General features: G+C 65.5%; 12 protein-coding genes. 8 read left to right on the top strand and 4 right to left on the bottom strand.

Annotated features, from left to right (window positions below; all coding sequences use genetic code 11):
* Positions 1–75 precede the first annotated feature (75 nt).
* From hemB to LDH74_RS17340, 3 genes are all read left to right on the top strand, one after another.
* Complete coding sequence (gene hemB / locus LDH74_RS17350) at positions 76–1,104, top strand: porphobilinogen synthase (protein ID WP_226039945.1); 1,029 nt, start codon at positions 76–78, stop codon at positions 1,102–1,104.
* A 484-nt stretch (positions 1,105–1,588) separates the two neighbouring features.
* On the top strand, positions 1,589–3,316 hold the full coding sequence (locus LDH74_RS17345) for an ammonium transporter (protein WP_226039944.1): 1,728 nt from the start codon (positions 1,589–1,591) through the stop codon (positions 3,314–3,316).
* Between the two features lie 452 nt (positions 3,317–3,768).
* Positions 3,769–5,115 (top strand): glutamate-1-semialdehyde 2,1-aminomutase, encoded by a 1,347-nt coding sequence (locus tag LDH74_RS17340; RefSeq protein ID WP_226039943.1) that lies wholly within the window; start codon positions 3,769–3,771, stop codon positions 5,113–5,115.
* A 51-nt stretch (positions 5,116–5,166) separates the two neighbouring features.
* On the opposite strand, the gene LDH74_RS17335 is transcribed toward LDH74_RS17340, so the two are convergent.
* The 3 genes from LDH74_RS17335 to LDH74_RS17325 form a co-directional block, all read right to left on the bottom strand.
* Positions 5,167–6,351 carry a HAMP domain-containing sensor histidine kinase gene (locus LDH74_RS17335; protein ID WP_226039942.1) on the bottom strand — a complete coding sequence of 395 codons (1,185 nt, stop codon included), beginning with the start codon at positions 6,349–6,351 and terminating at the stop codon, positions 5,167–5,169.
* A 185-nt stretch (positions 6,352–6,536) separates the two neighbouring features.
* Positions 6,537–8,855, bottom strand: a complete 2,319-nt coding sequence (locus LDH74_RS17330; protein ID WP_226039941.1) for a cbb3-type cytochrome c oxidase subunit I — start codon at positions 8,853–8,855, stop codon at positions 6,537–6,539.
* A 192-nt stretch (positions 8,856–9,047) separates the two neighbouring features.
* On the bottom strand, positions 9,048–9,413 hold the full coding sequence (locus LDH74_RS17325; protein WP_226039940.1) for a group 1 truncated hemoglobin: 366 nt from the start codon (positions 9,411–9,413) through the stop codon (positions 9,048–9,050).
* Positions 9,414–9,632: 219 nt separating this feature from the next.
* Here LDH74_RS17325 and hemC point away from each other — a divergent pair, with 219 nt between their 5' ends.
* The 5 genes from hemC (at position 9,633) to LDH74_RS17300 (ending at position 15,302) form a co-directional block, all read left to right on the top strand.
* Positions 9,633–10,772, top strand: coding sequence for a hydroxymethylbilane synthase (gene hemC, locus LDH74_RS17320; RefSeq protein ID WP_226039939.1), 1,140 nt, complete (start codon positions 9,633–9,635; stop codon positions 10,770–10,772).
* A gap of 14 nt (positions 10,773–10,786) precedes the next feature.
* Positions 10,787–11,599, top strand: a complete 813-nt coding sequence (cobA, locus tag LDH74_RS17315; protein WP_226039938.1) for a uroporphyrinogen-III C-methyltransferase — start codon at positions 10,787–10,789, stop codon at positions 11,597–11,599.
* 3 nt (positions 11,600–11,602) lie between these two features.
* Positions 11,603–12,346: a uroporphyrinogen-III synthase gene (locus tag LDH74_RS17310; protein WP_226039937.1), complete on the top strand. Its 744-nt coding sequence runs from the start codon at positions 11,603–11,605 to the stop codon at positions 12,344–12,346.
* A gap of 241 nt (positions 12,347–12,587) precedes the next feature.
* Complete coding sequence (locus LDH74_RS17305; protein WP_226039936.1) at positions 12,588–13,694, top strand: CapA family protein; 1,107 nt, start codon at positions 12,588–12,590, stop codon at positions 13,692–13,694.
* A gap of 72 nt (positions 13,695–13,766) precedes the next feature.
* A complete protein-coding gene (locus tag LDH74_RS17300) occupies positions 13,767–15,302 on the top strand; it encodes a DHH family phosphoesterase (RefSeq protein ID WP_226039935.1) in 1,536 nt (511 codons plus the stop codon).
* Between the two features lie 327 nt (positions 15,303–15,629).
* On the opposite strand, the gene LDH74_RS17295 is transcribed toward LDH74_RS17300, so the two are convergent.
* Complete coding sequence (locus LDH74_RS17295; protein WP_226039934.1) at positions 15,630–16,385, bottom strand: PHP domain-containing protein; 756 nt, start codon at positions 16,383–16,385, stop codon at positions 15,630–15,632.
* Positions 16,386–17,605: the final 1,220 nt, after the last annotated feature.

Raw genomic sequence — 17,605 nt, 5'->3', positions numbered from 1 at the left:
ACCGGCAGCCGCCGCCTCGAGTCCGACTGCCGGCCGGAACGCATGGCTTTTGCGACTCGCGTTGAATGCACGTCTATGGACCTCACACATCGCCCCCGGCGGCTCCGGCAAGACCGGGTTCGCGGCCTCGTCAGCGAGACGAGCCTCGAACCGAGCGATCTGATCGCGCCGGTGTTCGTCGACGCCACGACCGACGAGCGGGTCCCGATCGAGTCGATGCCCGGTCACGAGCGGGTCCCGATCGAGGAGATCGTCGCCCGCGTCGAGGAGGTCCTCGAGACCGGCGTCGAGGCGGTCATGCTGTTCGGGATCCCGGAATCGAAGGATCCCGAAGGGAGCCGCGCCTGGGCTGGGGACGGCGTCATTCAGGAGGCGCTGCGGCGGATCACGAGCGAGACCGACGCCTACGTCATCACCGACGTCTGTCTCTGCGAGTACACGGATCACGGCCACTGCGGGCCGCTCGAGGAGGAGCTACGAGCGGAGGGGAGCGTCGTCGAGGCGGACGGGCCCGCGTGCGAACCGACGCTGACCGTCGACAACGACGCGACGCTCGAGGCGCTCGAGCGTATCGTCACTTCGCATGCTCGCGCGGGCGCGGATATGGTCGCGCCGAGCGGGATGATGGACGGGATGGTCGGCGTCGTCCGATCGGCGCTGGACGAAGCGGGGTTCGAACGCGTCCCGATCATGAGCTACGCGGCGAAATACGAGAGCGCCTTCTACGGCCCGTTCCGGGACGCTGCGGACGGGGCCCCCTCCTTCGGGAACCGCCGTCACTATCAGATGGATCCCGCGAACTCGCGGGAGGCCATGCGGGAAGTCCGACTCGACGCCGAGCAGGGCGCCGACGTGATGATGGTCAAGCCCGCCTTGCCCTACCTCGATATCGTCTCGGCAATTCGGCGAGAGTTCGACCACCCCGTCGCCGCCTACAACGTCTCCGGCGAGTACGCCATGCTACAGGCCGCCGCCGAGAAGGGGTGGCTGGATCTCGAGGATGCGGCGCTCGAGTCGCTGCTCTCGATCAAACGTGCCGGTGCGGATCTGATTCTGACCTATTTCGCGGAGGACGTCGCCGAGCGACTGCCCGGCGGTCGATAGCCGGACGCCCTTGGCCGGGCCGAGGGTGAATCGGTGAGCGCACCGTCGAACCGACCGACTCCGCGCGAGCAGTCGGTGGCATTCGAACGAACGTCCATACCTTGCCCAACGATGACGGACAACTGGCAATATCTACCGCGCGCGAGACGCGTTGCGCTGTTCGAGGGGGTATACTGGGTCGCTATGGCGGTGATCCGAATCACCTCGAGTTTTTCTGGGTTTACAAAGAGAGAATATATAACCACAGCTCGAAAAATCCGCAAGATCGGATTGCCTTATACACATTATATCACCTTTAGATTTGTTCGGTTGGCCCTATTACTCGAGAATTATTGGACAATCATCAACGCTAATCCTTATATGCAGCTAGTCCATCGGCATCAGACGTGATTCAGAAGACAACCATGCGCTCGAACGACCCATACATGGACATGCGTCTACAACGTATCGATAGCGAACCAATGGGAACGGGGGTGGCTGCCTGATGGAGCCGACGCTCTTGCAGTCCGGAGAGGTCGCCGACGTTGGCGTCCTCGTCGATGCGCTCAACTACACGTGGATCCTGGTGGTGTGTTTCCTGATCTTCTTCATGCACGCGGGCTTCGCGATGCTGGAGGCCGGTCAGGTTCGCTCGAAGAACGTCGCCAACCAGCTGACGAAGAACCTGCTGACCTGGTCGGTCGGGGTCGTCGCGTTCTTCCTCGTCGGAGCCGGTGTAAGCAGTTTCGTCGGCGGGGGCGGCTTCACCTGGATCGCCGGTGAGGATCCCGGCTCCTGGGCCAGCGGCTGGTTTTACGGGGCCGTCTTCGCAATGACGGCGGCGACGATCGTCTCCGGCGCCGTCGCCGGACGCGCGAAACTCCGCGCGTACGTAGCGTACACCGTCCTACTGGCGGCAGTCATCTACCCGGTCGTCACCGGGATCACGTGGTCCGGTGGGTACATTCTCGAGTACGTCGGAACCGGCTTCCAGGACTTCGCCGGCGGGATGATCGTCCACGGCATGGGCGGCATCGCCGGGCTCACGGCGGCGTGGGTACTCGGTCCGCGCATGGACCGGTACAACAGCGACGGGAGCGTCAACGTCATTCCCGGTCACTCGATGACGTTCGCGGTGCTGGGAACGCTCTTGCTCGCCTTCGGCTGGTACGGGTTCAACGTCGGGACGGCCTCGATCTTCGTCGAGAACGACGCCGGTGAGATGGTCTTCAACGCAGCCGTCCTCGGACGCGTTGTGCTGACGACGACGCTAGCGATGGCGATGGGTGCCATCGGCTCCGGCGCAGTCGCCCTCCTGAAAACCGGCAAAGTCGATACGCTCTACGTTGCGAACGGCCTGCTGGCCGGGCTCGTCGGCATCACTGCGATCCCGGACACCACCGCATGGTGGGGGGCCCTGGTCGTCGGACTGCTCGCCGGCGCACAGCTGCCGATCGTCTTCAGTTTCGTCGAGCAGCGCCTGAAGATCGACGACGTCTGTGCGGTCTTCCCCGTCCACGGATCCGCGGGCGTCCTCGGAACGCTGCTGTTCCCGTTCGTGGCCGCTCCGGGCATGGTCGATAGCGTCGTCAACGCGTTCATCGCACAGCTCGCAGGCGTCGTCGTCATCACCGTTTGGACGGTCGCCGCGACCGCGATCGTCTTCGGCGCGTTCAAGGCCATCGGCCAGGCCCGCGTCTCGCCCGAACACGAGCGCGACGGCCTCGACGTCTCCGAACACGGCGTCGACACCTACCCCGAGTTCGGACAGCCCGACGTCGCGACCGACGGCGGCAGCGACGAGATCATCCGCGCCGACGGCGGTGAGCGATTCGGTGAATCGCGATCCTCGTCGGAACTCCGTTCCGACGGCGGCGAGCCGAACGACGGCGAGATCAAGATGATTACCGCGATCGTTCGTCCCGACCGCCTCGGCGAGATCAAGAAGTCACTCGCCGAAGCCGGCGCGCCCTCGCTGACCGTCACCAACGTCTCCGGCCGCGGCTCACAGCCCGCGAAGAAGGGGCAGTGGCGCGGCGAGGAGTACACGGTCGACCTCCACCAGAAGGTCAAGATCGAGTGCGTCGTCGCGGACATCCCGGCCCAGGAGGTCGTCGATGCCATCCGTGACGGCGCCGAAACCGGCGAACCCGGCGACGGCAAGATCTTCGTCATGCCCGTCGAGGGTGCGACCCAGATCCGCACCGGCAAAACCGGTCGTGATGCCGTCTAAGCTCGGCTCACGCGGTCGACCGATCGCGGTCCGCCCGCCGACGGACCCCGACGTGAGGTGACTCACGCGACCCGCGTTCCACGGTGTCTGGCAAACGACGTTCGGCGACTCGAGGCCCGTCCGAACCGGGCGTCACGTCGGCTGTGGCCTCACCCGCCTCTCGGCCGACACAGTGTAGTCCGCCGTGGTTTCGATCGGACACCGCCGTACTGAATTCGCGCGGCGTTCGACGCTTTTCTCGCGATCCGCTCCCCCCGATAGCCGACGGAATCCCGTACGCTATCGAAGAGACTCGAGCCCCCGGCTCGAGCCGAACGCGTTCGATGCGGGACCGCTGGTTCGGTGGCGGCCGGTCAGTGGTTCGGCTGCGGGCCAGCGGTTCGACGGCTGGTCGCAGCGGTTCGGCGACCGACCTCGGTACAACTTTCCCGCCCGAAATCCAATCCCTGCCTATGACCGAGGATAACTCACGCGAACTGTACGATCGGGCGCTGTCGGTGCTGCCCGGGGGCGTCAACTCCGCGGTCCGCGCGGCGATCGAGCCGTATCCGTTCTTCGTTCGAAAGGGCGAGGGCGGCCACGTTATCGACGCCGACGGCAACCGCTACATCGACTGGGTCATGGGACTCGGGCCGCTGTTGTTGGGTCACGACCTTCCCGAGCCCGTGCGAGCCGGTATCCAGCGCAAGGCCAGCGAGGGACCGATGTACGGTACCCCGACCGAGGTCGAGGTCGACCTCGCGGAGTTCGTCGTCCGGCACGTCCCGAGCGTCGAGAAAATTCGGTTCGTCAACTCGGGGACAGAGGCGACTACCTCCGCCGTGCGCCTCGCGCGGGGGTACACCGGCCGGAACAAGATCGTCGTCATGCAGGGGGGCTACCACGGCGCACAGGAGTCGACGCTGGTCGAGGGCGACGCGGAGAACTCCCGGCCCTCCTCGGCCGGGATTCCGCAGTCGTTCGCCGAGCACACCTTGCCGGTGCCGTTCAACGACGAGGACGCGATGCGCGAGGTGTTCGAGGAACACGGCGACGACATCGCGGCCGTCCTCACCGAACCGATTCTGGGCAACTACGGCATCGTCTACCCCGAAGAGGGGTACCACCAATTCCTGCGGGAACTCACCGACGACCACGGCTCGCTGCTGATCTTCGATGAAGTCATCACCGGCTTCCGGGTCGGCGGCCTCGGCTGCGCGCAAAGCGAGTTCGGCGTCACGCCCGATCTGACCACCTTCGGGAAGATCATCGGCGGCGGCTTCCCCGTCGGCGCGATCGGCGGTCGCGCCGAAATCATCGAGCACTTCGCGCCGACGGGCGACGTCTTTCAGGCGGGCACCTTTTCGGGCCACCCCGTCACGATGGCCGCGGGCCTCGAGACCCTCAAATTCGCCGCGGAAAACGATGTCTACGATCACGTCAACGGGCTCGGGGATCGGTTGCGCCGCGGGCTGACCGACATCGTCGCCGATCAGGCACCCAGCTACACCGTCACCGGCACCGACAGCATGTTCAAGGTGATCTTTACGCGAGAGGGGCCGGGCCCGGACTCGCTCGAGGAGCAGTGCCCGGCCGGCTGTCGGCAGGACCCGACCTGTCCGCGCTACGATTACTCCCCGAAGAACGCCGGCGACGTGAAAAACGCCGAGACTGAACGCTGGCGACGCATCTTCTGGGGGAAAATGAAGGAGCAGGACGTCTTCCTCTCGCAAAACCAGTTCGAGTGCCAGTTCGTCAGTTACGGCCACACCGAAGAAGACGTCGAGGACACGCTCGAGGCGTACAAGAACGCGTTGTAGCCGCTCAATCAGTATCTCAGACGCAGAACGGCGACGAAAGCGGAGAGGGCATCACTCCAGTACGAGCGCTTCCGTCGTCGCGTCCGCGAGCGGTTCGTCGTCCCGTCTGCTCGAGGCCGCTGGGAGTTCGACCGTGAAACGGCTCCCGTCGGGCCCGGTTTCGGTGAGTTCGACGCTCCCGTCGTAGCGGGCGACCAGCTGGGAGACCAGATAGAGGCCGAGTCCGTGCGTGCTCCCGTAGCTCTCGACGCGGTCGAAGAGGGAGTCGACCTTCGATTCGGGGATTCCGGGACCGTTGTCCGCGATTTCGAACCGGACGGTTTCGGGGCCCGATTCGACGGTCACCTGGACGCGTGGCGTCGCAGCATCGTTGTGCTCGATCGCGTTCGAGAGGAGATTGGCGAAGATACGGGCGAGTAAGTCGTCCGCGCGGACGAAAACGTGGTCCGGGATCGAGGTCTCCACGTCGATGGGGGCCCACTCGTTCTCCAGTTTTCGGACTTCGTCGGCCAGTACTCGAGCGGCGTCGACGCGCTCGGGTCGGTAGCTCCCTTCAGTCGTCTGGAGCAGTACGCGGACGTCGTCGATCACCGTCGACATGTCCTCGGACTCGTCAATGACGATCTCGAGCCAGCGACGGCTGTGATCGTCCAGCGAGGACTCCGTCTCGAGGACCCGCGACGCGTAGCCGTTGATGACCGTTGCGGTGTTCAACACCTCGTGGCGGAGGATTCCGTTGAGGTAATCGAGGTAATCGCGTTGCTCCTCGAGGTGTTCCGTCCGGAGCGCCGTCCGTTCGGCGGTCAGGGCGCGCTCGACGGCGCGGCCTTCGATGCAGCCGATGAGCAACCCGGTTCCGGCACCGAACGCCACGGCCCACCGAGCCCACGCCCCGACCATGGCCCACGAGTCGGTCGGAATAACGGCCATGAGCGCGACGTTGACGGTCAGAAACACGGCGAGACCGCCGAGAAACCACCATGCGATACGCGGGTATCGCGCCGGCGAGAGCGAGGACGAACGGAGCCAGCGGCCCGCGTACGTGATTCCCACGAGAAGGGGAATCGTCGTTCCGACCCCGACCAGAAACCCACCCTCAGTAACTGCGGCCGAGACGAACGTCATTCGGAGAACGATTTCGGTGAGTAACACGAACGCCAGTCCCGTCCCGAATCCCGTCAAAGACGCCGGCAGTCGATCCGCGGCGATCGTTCTGGCGTTCTCGGCCCATTGCATACCCCGTTAGTACCCATCGGCTCGGTTAGTAGTTCCGGCCATTTCCCCGCTAACGGACCGGTAACGGCCGTTCGTGACCTGAAAAGAAAATCGATTCGAGCCGCATACGGACTGTTGTACGTCAGTTCCGGAGCAACCGCGAACCGTCCTGCAGTTGCTCCGGGACATCGGTACAACAGACCGCATCAATCGTCGTCACTGACAGACTCGAGGGACTCGCGATCCGCGATGAGCCGGTCGGCGATGACGTGATCGCTCGTCTCCGTCGCGGTCGCCTTCCGCTGGAAGAGCAGCTTCGCGCCGACGTCCCAGGCGAAGAGAACAGCGCCGGCGATCAGTAGCGTATCGCCGGGCATGCGCAGCCAGTACAGGGTCTGGATCAGCCCGCCGTTGTAGAACTCGAGGCTGCGCGAGGCGGCGTACCCCTGCGTGAACGCGGTCTCGAGCTGGAGGAAGCCGATGGGGAGCAAGGACATGAATATCATCAGCGCCAGCCCGAGGTTACACAGCCAGAACGACCAGCGCAGCCGGCGGTCGGACCAGTGTGCGTCGCGGGTGGTCAGCCGGAGGATGTAGACGGCCATCCCCATCGCGAGCAGGCCGAAGGCACCGAACATTGCGCCGTGGGCGTGGGCGACGGTGAGGTAGGTCCCGGTCTGGTAGTAGCTGATCAGCGGGAGGTTGATGAAGAAGCCGATCACGCCGGCCCCGAAGAAGTTCCAGACGCTCGAGGCGACGATGAAGTAGAAGGCCATCCGGTAGGGGAAGTCCGTCCCCGCGGTGTCCATCGCGCGATACTGGCCGAGCGCCTCGTAGAGGATGAAGAGGAGGGGAATGAACTCGAGCGTGGAGAAGACGCTCCCGATGGGGAGCCAGGCTTCGGGGAGGCCGACCCACCAGTAGTGATGCGAGACGCCGATGATTCCGCTGCCCATGACGAGCGCGGCCTGGAAGATGACGGCCTTCTCTGCGGACTTCTTGGTGAGGAGATTCATCGAGACCAGCGTCAGGGCGATGACGACGACGATGAAGAACTCGAAGACGCCCTCGACCCACATGTGGACGACCCACCAGCGCCAGAACTCGGTGGTGACGATGTTGGTCTGGGGCGTGTAGAGGAAGCCAGCGACGAACAGCAGGCCGATCGAGCCGCCCGCGTAGACGATCATGTGTGCCAGCCCGTAGCGGGGCTCGCGGTCCAGCAGCGGCTTGAACCCGCGGGCGACGAGCGCGGTCCAGCCGAGGAAGCCGGCCAGCAGGCCGAACTGCCAGACGCGACCGATCTCGAGGTACTCGAGTCCCTCGTTGCCCAGCAACCACCAGAGCTGGCCGTCGAAGACGTTGTTGGTGCCGAGCCAGATGCCGGCCAGCCCGCCGACGGCGACGACCAGCAACGCACCGATCAGTCCCTTGACGTACAGCGCCTGTTTCGGCGGTTCGCGGCCGGTCAACAGCGGCGCGAGGAACAGGCCCGCACCGAGCCACATCGTGGCGATCCAGAGGATTCCGAGATCGATGTGCCAGGTCCGGGCGATCGACCAGGGCAGCCACTGGAGAATGTCGAACCCGATCAGTTCGCGGAGGCCGAAGAAGCCGTCGCGCTCGACGTAGTAGTGGGCGAGCAAGCCGCCGAGGAACGTCTGGGCGGCGAAGAGGAGCGCGCCGATCAGGATGAATCGAGTGCTCAACAGCTGGCTCGGGGTCAGGTCGATCTCGCTCGGATGCGGGATCGAGACGCCGGCCGCGTCGGGCTCGGGGATCTCGACTGACTGGTAGAGCCAGATCGCGGCCCCCGCACCGCCGACCAGCAGGACCATCGCGATGACGCTCCAGGTCATCACCGGCCCGCCGGCATCGTTGCCCGCGGCGGGCGAGTACGGCCAGTCGTTGGTGAACGACGCCTCGGAGTCGGGGCGGTCGGTGTGGGAGATCCAAGCGGTCCACAGCGCGAAGTCGGCGAACTCCTCGGCCTCCTCGGCGCTTGGCACCTGTCCCTCGGGTACGCCGCGCTCGCGGTCGCCCTCGTAGTAGCGCTCGACGTAGTCCTCACGAACCTGCTGGTGGGCGTAGACTTCCGCGTCGGAGTACTCGACCCGGTCGGGCTCGTACTGGCTCGACTGGAGCTCGCCGCGGACCTCCCGATCGATTCCGGCCTGGACCGACGCGTTCAGCGCCGTGTAGTTCTCGTCGTGGCGCTCCTGCGCGTAGTACTCGCGCATGTACTCGGTCTTGGACTCGAGCGCGTCGGCAGTGTAGTCGGTGTCGTAGTAACTCCCGTGGCCCAGAATCGAGCCCTGGTTCATCAGGCCGTTCTCCTGAAAGACCGCCTTCCCGGACTGGACGTCGTCGCTCGTCGCGACCGTTTCGCCGTCCGGGCCGACGATGGTGTCGGGAATCACCGGTTCGTTCGCGTATGAGAGCCACGCTCCGCCGCCCATGACGACGAGATTCACGACGAAAATCGTCGCGAGGAACGTAGCGAGTTGCGTTCTGGATATCTGCATGACAGCGACAGGTTGCGGAGAAAGCCCCGTCAAACGGCCCGTGAATTCCGACGTTCTGGAAAAGGGGGCGAACGTGTTCGTGGAAGCGGTTAGATGATTGGAACTCGTAGCCGTCGCTTACCCGTTATCTCTCAGTCGAGGCAAACAAAGAGCGTCGCGTCTCGTCGCCACGGATCGATCCGCCGGGCAGGCTCAGTCCGCGGCCGTGACGATCGCGTCCTGATAACTCGCGATTTCCTCGAGCACTGCCTCTCGGTCGTCCTCGCCGACATCGAACTCGGCGAGCGCGTCGTCGAGGTGGGTCGCGATCGCTTGAAAGTCCGATGGGGTGATACCCATATCCGCGTGGACGGTTTCCATCTCCCCGCCCGAGTACTCGACCGGGCCGCCGGTGACCGAACTGATGAACTGGGCCTGATGAGCGCGCTGTTTCTGCATGTCGACGTCGTCGAAGTAGCTCGCGACCTGTTCGTCCGCTATGACGCGATCGTAGAACTCGTCGACGACCGCCGCGATCGCGTCTTCGCCGCCGAGTCGCTCGTAGAGGGTCTTTGTCATCCGGTCGGATCTATCCGACTGAAATAATATAAACAGCATGCCGAACGTGTGGCGCAAAAATATTGTGAGAGATCACCACACAATCAAGGTTCCGCGCCGAATTCGGCCTGACTCGCCTCGAAACGCCGTTCGTGACAGCAGTCCTCGATGTCGGCGGCTCACGCCACTCTCGCGTCGGACAAGCGTGCGCTTTTCAACTCGAGGCACCGACTGACTCCTATGAGAACGCACGGGACGCTGCGACTGGCGACGAGGGGGTCCGCACTCGCCCGGCGACAGGCCTCGCTGGTGAAAGAGGCCCTGGAAGACCACCGGTATGAGGTCGAACTCGTCACCGTGGAGACGACGGGCGACCAGATCAGAGACGAGTTGATCCACCGGCTCGGGAAGACCGGCGCGTTCGTCCGCGAACTCGACGAACGGGTCCTCGAGGGGGATCTCGACGGCGCGGTCCACTCGATGAAAGACATGCCGACCGAACAGCCCGAGGAACTCGTGACCGCCGCGGTCCCCGAGCGAGGGCGGCCAGGCGACGCGCTCGTCACGCCTGACGGAGCGACGCTCGAGGAGCTTCCCTCGGGCGCGACCGTCGGCACCTCGAGTCTGCGCCGGCGAGCGCAACTGCTCTCGGAGCGGGAGGATCTCGTGGTCGAGCCCCTGCGCGGGAACGTCGATACGCGCCTCGAGAAACTGCTCGCGCCCGCGCTGCAGGAAGAACATCAAGAGCGGTCGGAAGCGGATAAGGAGCGGAAGGGGAATACCGGTAACGACGACTTCGAGGCCGAGTACGACCGCACCACCGACGAGTGGTTCGACGACCTCTCGGAACTCGAGAAGGGCGCACTCGGCCGCGAGGTCGAGACGGCGTACGACGCGATCGTCCTCGCGCAGGCCGGACTCGAGCGCAGCGGACTCGCCCACTACGTCGACTATCAGGAGCTACCGACGTCGACGTTCGTTCCCGCGCCGGGACAGGGAGCGCTCGCGGTGACCGCGCGGGACGGCGAGACGGCGCGCGATATCCAGACCGCGATCGACTTCCCGCGGAGCCGCGTCGAGACGACCGTCGAGCGAACGATTCTGGCGGAACTCGGCGGGGGGTGTATCGCGCCGATCGGAATCTACGCGGTCGTCCAGGGCGAGCACGTCCACGCGACCGTGAGCGTCTTCGACCGCGACGGCGAGGAATCGGTGGCCGGCAGCCGAGATCTGCCGGTCGAGACCCACGCGGAGGCCGCCCGCGAGTTCGCGCGGGATCTCGCGGACCGCGGCGCAGCCGAACTGATCGAGGCGGCCCGCGATGACGCCGAGAGCGACGACGGCGGCGTCTCCGAGGAAGATAAACCCGAGGGGAAATAGCGAGGACGTATCGAATGTCAGGACCCGATATCGACGCCGACCCCGGCACCGTCTACCTCGTCGGCAGCGGCCCCGGCGATCCCGACCTCCTCTCCGTCAAGGCGAACCGCCTGCTCGAGGCCGCGGACGTCGTCCTCCACGACAAGCTTCCCGGTCCCGAAATCATCGACACGCTCCCCGAGGACCGCCGCGAAGACGTCGGGAAGCGGGCGGGCGGCGAACGCACGCCCCAGTCCGAGATCAACGAGCGACTGGTCGAACTGGCTCGCGAGGGCAAGTCCGTCGTCCGGCTGAAGGGCGGCGACTCCTTCGTCTTCGGCCGCGGCGGCGAGGAAGCGGAGTACCTCGCGGCCCACGAGGTTCCCTTCGAGGTCGTGCCCGCGGTCACGTCGGCGATCGCCGCGCCAGCGGTGGCCGGCATCCCCGTTACGCACCGCGACCACGCCTCCTCCGTCTCCTTCGTCACGGGCCACGAGGATCCGACCAAGGCGGAGTCGGCCGTCGACTGGGACGCGCTGGCCGCGACCGGCGGCACGCTCGTCGTCCTGATGGGCGTCGGCCGGTTACCGGACTACACCACGGCGTTGCTCGAGGCCGGGATGGCTCCCGAAACGCCGGTTGCACTCGTCGAACGAGGTACTTGGCCCGGCCAGCAGGTCGCGACGGGTACCCTCGAGACCATCGTCGACGCCCGCGACGAGGCAGGTATCTCGCCGCCCGCAGTGACGGTGATCGGCGACGTCGCCGGCACGCGCGAGTCCGTCGTCGACTTTCTGCAAAACGATTACGGCGCGGCCGCCGACGAGACGGCCGAACGCGAGGGATAAGAGATGGGGAATGCACCCACCGTCGCCGTCTTCCGGCCGGACGACGACCGCCTCGAGCGAGCCGTCGACCTGCTCGCGGAACTCGGAACGGAGCCGATCGCGGATCCGATGCTCGCGGTGACGGCGACCGGAGCGACGCCCCGAACCGACGCCGATTACGTCGTCTTCACGAGCAAGACCGGAGCCGAACTCGTCTCCGAAGCGGGGTGGGAGCCGGACGGCGAGACCGTCTGTGCGATCGGTCCCGCGACGGCCGACGCGCTCCGAGAGGAAGGGTACGCGGTCGATATCGTTCCCGAGGAGTTCACCTCGAGCGGGCTGGTCGCCGCACTGGAACGCGAAGTCGACGGCGCACGCGTCGAGGTCGCCCGCAGCGATCACGGCAGTCCGGTGTTGCTCGAGGGACTCGAGGACGCGGGCGCGTCCGTCCACGAAACGGTTCTCTATCGATTAGTTCGGCCCGGCGGTAGCGGCGAGTCGGCCGAGCTGGCCGCCGAGGGCGAACTCGACGCCGTCTGTTTCACCTCGTCGCTGACCGTCGAGCACTTCCTCGCAGCTGCCGCGGAGAAGGGCATCCGCGAGGCGGCAGTTACGGGACTCGCGGACGCCACCGTGGGTGTCATCGGCGAGCCGACGGCGGAAACCGCCGAGGAGCAGGGGATCGACGTCGACGTGGTCCCCGACGAGGCGACGTTCGACGCACTCGCACACGAGACGGTTACAGCGACACCGGTTCGTGAAGAATAAGGACCGCGGCACGGTGGTGTCGACTGACGGCTAGTAACCGCTTCGATAAAGACAATTATTTTAATATTCCCAATTGGAAATATTACATGTATCTAGTTCAGCGGAACCAATCGCTCGCGCTCTTGGGCCCCGGAAAGGCCGCAGATACCCTCGGCTGTAACTGGTTGTGGGATTTGCCGAGACTCCAGCGAATCCACCACGCCGACTTACAGCCGAGAGCAGACACGCAGCCATCAAACCGATGAGTCAACATCGTCGAGCGTTCCTCGCGACCGCGGGAACGATGGCAGTCGGCAGCTGCACCACACCCGAAGCCGACCCGGTCTCACCCGATACTCACGATTCGTCCGACGATCGCGAGCCCACCGAAACGACGATCGGGTTCGCCGGCGACACGATGCTCGGACGGAATCTCAACGGGCACTACGGGCGAGACGACGTCGATCCCGCGTCCGTCTGGGGCGACCTCCGGCCCCGGCTCGAGTCCCTCGACGGCGTCTGTTGTAACCTCGAGTGCTGTCTGTCGACGCGGGGCGACCCGTTCCCCGGCCGGACGTTTCACTTCCGAGGCGATCCCGGCTGGGCCGTGCCCGCACTCAGTGCAGCAAACGTCCGGTTCGCGTCGCTGGCGAACAATCACGCGATGGATTACGGAGCGGTGGCGCTGACCGACACGATCGACGCGCTCGAGGCGGCGAGCATCGACGTCGCGGGCGCCGGTCGGTCACAAGCGGCGGCCCGCGAGCCGGCCACGTTTTCCGTCGGCGCCGTCGACGTCGCCGTCGTCTCATTTGCGGATCGCTACGCCGGCTACAGCGCGACCAACGACCGGCCCGGAATAGCCCATATCAAACCCGATCCGGCGGATCCCGACACCCAACGGATCGTCGGAGATGCGATCGAGCGCGCGCAAGCCACCGATCCGGATCTGCTCGTCGCGTCGGTTCACTGGGGGCCGAACTGGGTCGAACGTCCCAGTGAGCTGCTCGTCGATTTCGGCCACTGGCTCGTCGATCGGGGCGTCGACCTCGTTCACGGCCACAGCGCCCACGTCGTTCAGGCGATCGAGCGGTACGGTGACGGGATCGTCCTCCACGACACCGGCGACTTCGTCGACGATTTCGGAATCAAAGGTGACCTGGGTAACGACCGAAGCTACCTCTTCGAGGTCACGCTCGAGGACGGGCGTCTCGAGGAGATACGCCTCGTCCCCATCGCGATCGACGACGGCGTCTCTCGCGCCGACGAGGACGAGGCGGCCTGGCTCCGGGAGACGATGCGCGCTCGGTCCGCTCCGTTCGAGACGACGTACGAACGGGACGGCGACGGTCTCGTGGTCTCCCTGTGAGCCGTTTCGTTCCCGGTCGGACGAGCGGGACGATCCGCGGGTTTATGGGCGAAGCCGCCCCACCATTCCTCGATGGCAGGGCCGGTTCCCGAACTCGAGGATCGTGCGGTAGCGTGCGCCGAGCGGCTGTGCGAGGCCGACCGAGTACTGCTCGCTTCACACATCGACGCCGACGGACTCACCAGTGCGGCGATCGCCGCGAAAGCCCTCGAGCGGGCGGCGATCCCGTTCGAGACGGTCTTCGAGAAACAACTCGACGAGGACGCGGTCGCCGACATCGCGGCGACTGACTACGACACCGTCCTCTTCACGGACTTCGGGAGCGGCCAGCTCGAGATCATCGGCGACCACGAGGAGGCGGGCGACTTCACCCCGGTGATCGCGGATCACCACCAGCCCGCCGACCGGGAGACCGAGTACCACCTCAACCCGCTGCTGTTCGGGATCAACGGGGCCTCCGAACTTTCGGGGGCCGGCGCGAGTTACGTCCTTGCGCGGGCGTTGGCGGACGTCTCGGACCACGATCCGGACCCGTCGGTTGCGGCGGACGGGGGTGAGCAAGTCGGTGAATCGAGATCCTCGTCGGCGCTGCACTCTGACGGCGGGACGGTCACCGCGTCGGGAGCCGCGAACGCCCGCGCCGACAACTGCGACCTCGCCGCCCTCGCGGTCGTCGGTGCCGTGGGCGACATGCAGGCCGCCGGCGGCGAACTTCACGGCGCGAACGCGGCGATCGTCGAAGAGGGCGTCGACGCCGGCGTCCTCGAGACGGGCAAGGACCTCGCGCTCTACGGGAAACAGACCCGTCCGCTCCCCAAGCTCCTCGAGTACGCGACCGACGTTCACATTCCGGGCATCTCGAACGACGCAAACGGCGCGCTGCGGTTTCTCGACGGTCTCGACCTCGAGTTGAAACGCGACGGCGACTGGCGGCGCTGGGCCGGGCTCACGAACGAGGAAAAGCAGACCGTCGCCAGCGCGCTCGTCCGGCGGGCCGTCTCGAGCGGCGTCCCCGCGAAAAAGATCGATCAACTCGTGAGCACGGCCTACGTCCTCAGCGAGGAGCCCGTCGGTACCGAGCTCCGGGACGCCAGCGAGTTCTCGACACTGCTCAACGCGACCGCCCGCTACGAGCGGGCGGGCGTGGGGCTCGGCGTCTGTCTCGGCGATCGCGACGGCGCGCTCGAGCGCGCCCGACAGCTCCTGCGCGAGCACCGTCGCAACCTCTCGAACGGTATCGATCTGGTTACTCGAGAGGGAGCGACCCAGGAGGAACACGTTCAGTGGTTCCACGCGAGCGACGAGATCCGCGAGACCATCGTCGGCATCGTCGCGGGAATGGCGATGGGGAATCAGGGGATCAGCCGCTCGAAGCCGATCATCGCTTTCGCAGACAAGAACGAGGAGGAGGTCAAGGTCTCCTCGCGGGGCACCCACTCGCTTGTCCGGCAGGGGCTGGACCTCTCGGCCGTGATGGGCGAGGCCTCTCGAGCCGTCGGCGGCGACGGCGGCGGCCACGACGTCGCGGCGGGCGCGACGGTCCCGAAAGGCGAGGAGGAAACGTTCGTCGAACGCGCCGACGAAATCGTTGGCGAGCAACTTTCCTAACGACCGCTCGCTCGAGAGGAATGAGTTGGCACGCGGTGGCGTGCGCTGTATCACGGTGAGCGGCAGCGAAGCGTGACACGAAACCGCGCGAGGGACGAGCGGGCGGTGCGAGGCCGAACGAAGTGAGGCCTCGAAAGCGAACGGTGACCGACGGGAACCGTGAGCAGCGAGCGAGTCGGTTGGGGAGGGCGTGGCGACTCCCTATTGCCACGATAGCAGGACGCTCAGGGAGTCCGTTCCGATCGAACCAGTGAGTTTTTCCCGTCTCCGAAAAGCGTCAAAATCGACGAAACCGACGAAATTAGACGGTCTGTCCGGCGTCCGTCACTAGGTCGATCTGTCCATCGAGGCCGGCACCGTCGGCAACAGCGGCGCGCGCGAGGTGAACATGTACGCCGTCTTGCGCACCGCACCCTTCCCGTACTGGACGGCGCTCTTGCGAATCGGCGTGCGCTTGCCGCGGATCTGGGTTCGCCCCTCGAGGATGGCCTCGATGAGTTCGTCGCCGTCGATATCCGCCTTCGTCGGGGCCGCCGTGTCGGGCGTCACGACGACCTCGGTGAAGGCTTTGCCCACGTTGGGGAGGTAGTGAGCGTCGCTGGCACCGATCTGGGGATAGTCCCGGCGACTGGCGAACGTTCGGGCCCGCCGGTTGCGGTAGCCCGTAAAGACCATCGAGTTGTAGGTCTCGATCGCGTCGGCGTCGTCGATGTGGCGTTTCCGGACGCCGTGGCGACTGCGCTGGAAGGGATGGGGAACGATCGCCACCCCGCCCAGGTCGCGGACGGTCTCGACGGTGTCCATGAACGGCTGCCCCGGATCGGGGCGCTTCTCGACGCCGATCGCCAGCAGGTGGCCGTGTTGCGTCGAAACTTCGACGCCGGGGATGCCGATCAGTCCGTACTCGGGCGCGAGGTCGGCGGCGCGCCGCGATTCGTCGATCTCGTCGTGGTCGGTGATGACCACTCCGTCGAGACCGATATCTGCGGCGTGCTCGAGGATCAGCTCGATCGGTTCGTGCCCGTCGTAGGAGTCGTCGGAGTGGACGTGGAAGTCGATCGCGAACGGAATCTGCGTGGTCATAGAGGGTTCCAGGGTCAGGGGTAACGGGGTCGCTACCACCAATAGCTCGTTGCCCAGCATAAACGCTGTGCTGCCGACCGACAGCAGCGGGTTGCTCGATATTCAATATAGCATTATGCAGTTTGTGTCCCAGAACTACCCAATCGATAGAATCAGCCGCTTGAAGGTGTGAGACGGAGCCAAACGCTCGAAAACGGGCTGAAAACCGGGTCAGGAGTAACAAGGATCGGAATACCGCGACTTCGACGAGAACGAAGCCCACCTCGGCGGTCGGGAGCCGACTTCCGAGCCGCAGATCGACATCAGATCTCGAACCCGTCGGCGAACGCGCTCGCGTCGTCTCAGGGACTGCCACTGTCGTCGCCCCCGTCGATGGGGCCTCGGCGACCCCGTACTCGCCCCGTCGCTCCCGGGGGTCATGACCGTCGGGGTGAGGTCGGACCACTCGAGGCCGGTAGCCCCGCGGACGTCCTCGAGCGCGTCGGGATGGAGCCGCGCGAGAACGACGAATTCGTCGGGAAATTCGTCTATCGGCGTCAGTTCGTCCCCATCCCAGCGGCGGGACCGCTTGCAGCGCCGATCCAGAGCAGACGGTCGGCCTCCGTCTGCCGTCGTCCCTCGATGAGTCAGTGGCCAGACGCCTATCTACCGACATCGTCGGGTTCAGCCGGCCGAGCGCTGGTCCGATGGCGTCGTGGCTGACAGTGCGTTTCGCCACCGCATTCGAGTCGGCCTCGTTCACGGCGACGGCTTCGAAATCGGGTGATCGGCCCGTCGATCTCCCTGCTCCGCGAGACGTCGGTGACGATGTCGCCCCGCTCGAGCAGTTCGGCCGGGGTCGGGATAGGTCAGCCACCGAGTGCGCGGATGGCCCTGCAGCCACGTCGTTCGTGCGTGGCCAGCGAGCGCCGCGGTGCCGTCGTGGAACCGTGGCGGCGGTAAAACTCCGATACCGGGCCCACAGACGGAAGTAGAGATGTATAAACCATATGTCGCTATACTAAATTCGATCAGTCGGCGAATCGCTGGTCGACACGCCACGGAAGAAGGCAATCTCGAAATCCGATGTACTTATTATGTTTTAGGTTGGCCTAAACTACAAGGACCGGTCTCCGACGGTGCAGTCGCGAGCCGTTCGACGGAAGCGTCCAACCAGTGGACGACTCTCGTGGCGTGAACGGTCAGCGCGGAATCCGAACGGAAACCGAAGAAAACTGGAG

Source organism: Natrinema sp. DC36 (assembly GCF_020405225.1).
In the GTDB taxonomy this organism is placed as follows: domain Archaea; phylum Halobacteriota; class Halobacteria; order Halobacteriales; family Natrialbaceae; genus Natrinema.
Note: the sequence above shows the minus strand (reverse complement) of the source record. Positions and strands in the feature narration are given on the sequence as shown.

Excerpts from the sequence above, each read along its gene's own strand:
- LDH74_RS17340 (WP_226039943.1), top strand. The coding sequence starts at position 3,769 with ATGACCGAGGATAACTCACGCGAACTGTACGATCGGGCGCTGTCGGTG.
- LDH74_RS17345 (WP_226039944.1), top strand. The coding sequence starts at position 1,589 with ATGGAGCCGACGCTCTTGCAGTCCGGAGAGGTCGCCGACGTTGGCGTC.
- LDH74_RS17305 (WP_226039936.1), top strand. The coding sequence starts at position 12,588 with ATGAGTCAACATCGTCGAGCGTTCCTCGCGACCGCGGGAACGATGGCA.
- LDH74_RS17330 (WP_226039941.1), bottom strand. The coding sequence starts at position 8,855 with ATGCAGATATCCAGAACGCAACTCGCTACGTTCCTCGCGACGATTTTC.
- cobA (WP_226039938.1), top strand. The coding sequence starts at position 10,787 with ATGTCAGGACCCGATATCGACGCCGACCCCGGCACCGTCTACCTCGTC.
- LDH74_RS17295 (WP_226039934.1), bottom strand. The coding sequence starts at position 16,385 with ATGACCACGCAGATTCCGTTCGCGATCGACTTCCACGTCCACTCCGAC.
- LDH74_RS17335 (WP_226039942.1), bottom strand. The coding sequence starts at position 6,351 with ATGCAATGGGCCGAGAACGCCAGAACGATCGCCGCGGATCGACTGCCG.
- hemC (WP_226039939.1), top strand. The coding sequence starts at position 9,633 with ATGAGAACGCACGGGACGCTGCGACTGGCGACGAGGGGGTCCGCACTC.
- hemB (WP_226039945.1), top strand. The coding sequence starts at position 76 with ATGGACCTCACACATCGCCCCCGGCGGCTCCGGCAAGACCGGGTTCGC.
- LDH74_RS17300 (WP_226039935.1), top strand. The coding sequence starts at position 13,767 with ATGGCAGGGCCGGTTCCCGAACTCGAGGATCGTGCGGTAGCGTGCGCC.
- LDH74_RS17325 (WP_226039940.1), bottom strand. The coding sequence starts at position 9,413 with ATGACAAAGACCCTCTACGAGCGACTCGGCGGCGAAGACGCGATCGCG.
- LDH74_RS17310 (WP_226039937.1), top strand. The coding sequence starts at position 11,603 with ATGGGGAATGCACCCACCGTCGCCGTCTTCCGGCCGGACGACGACCGC.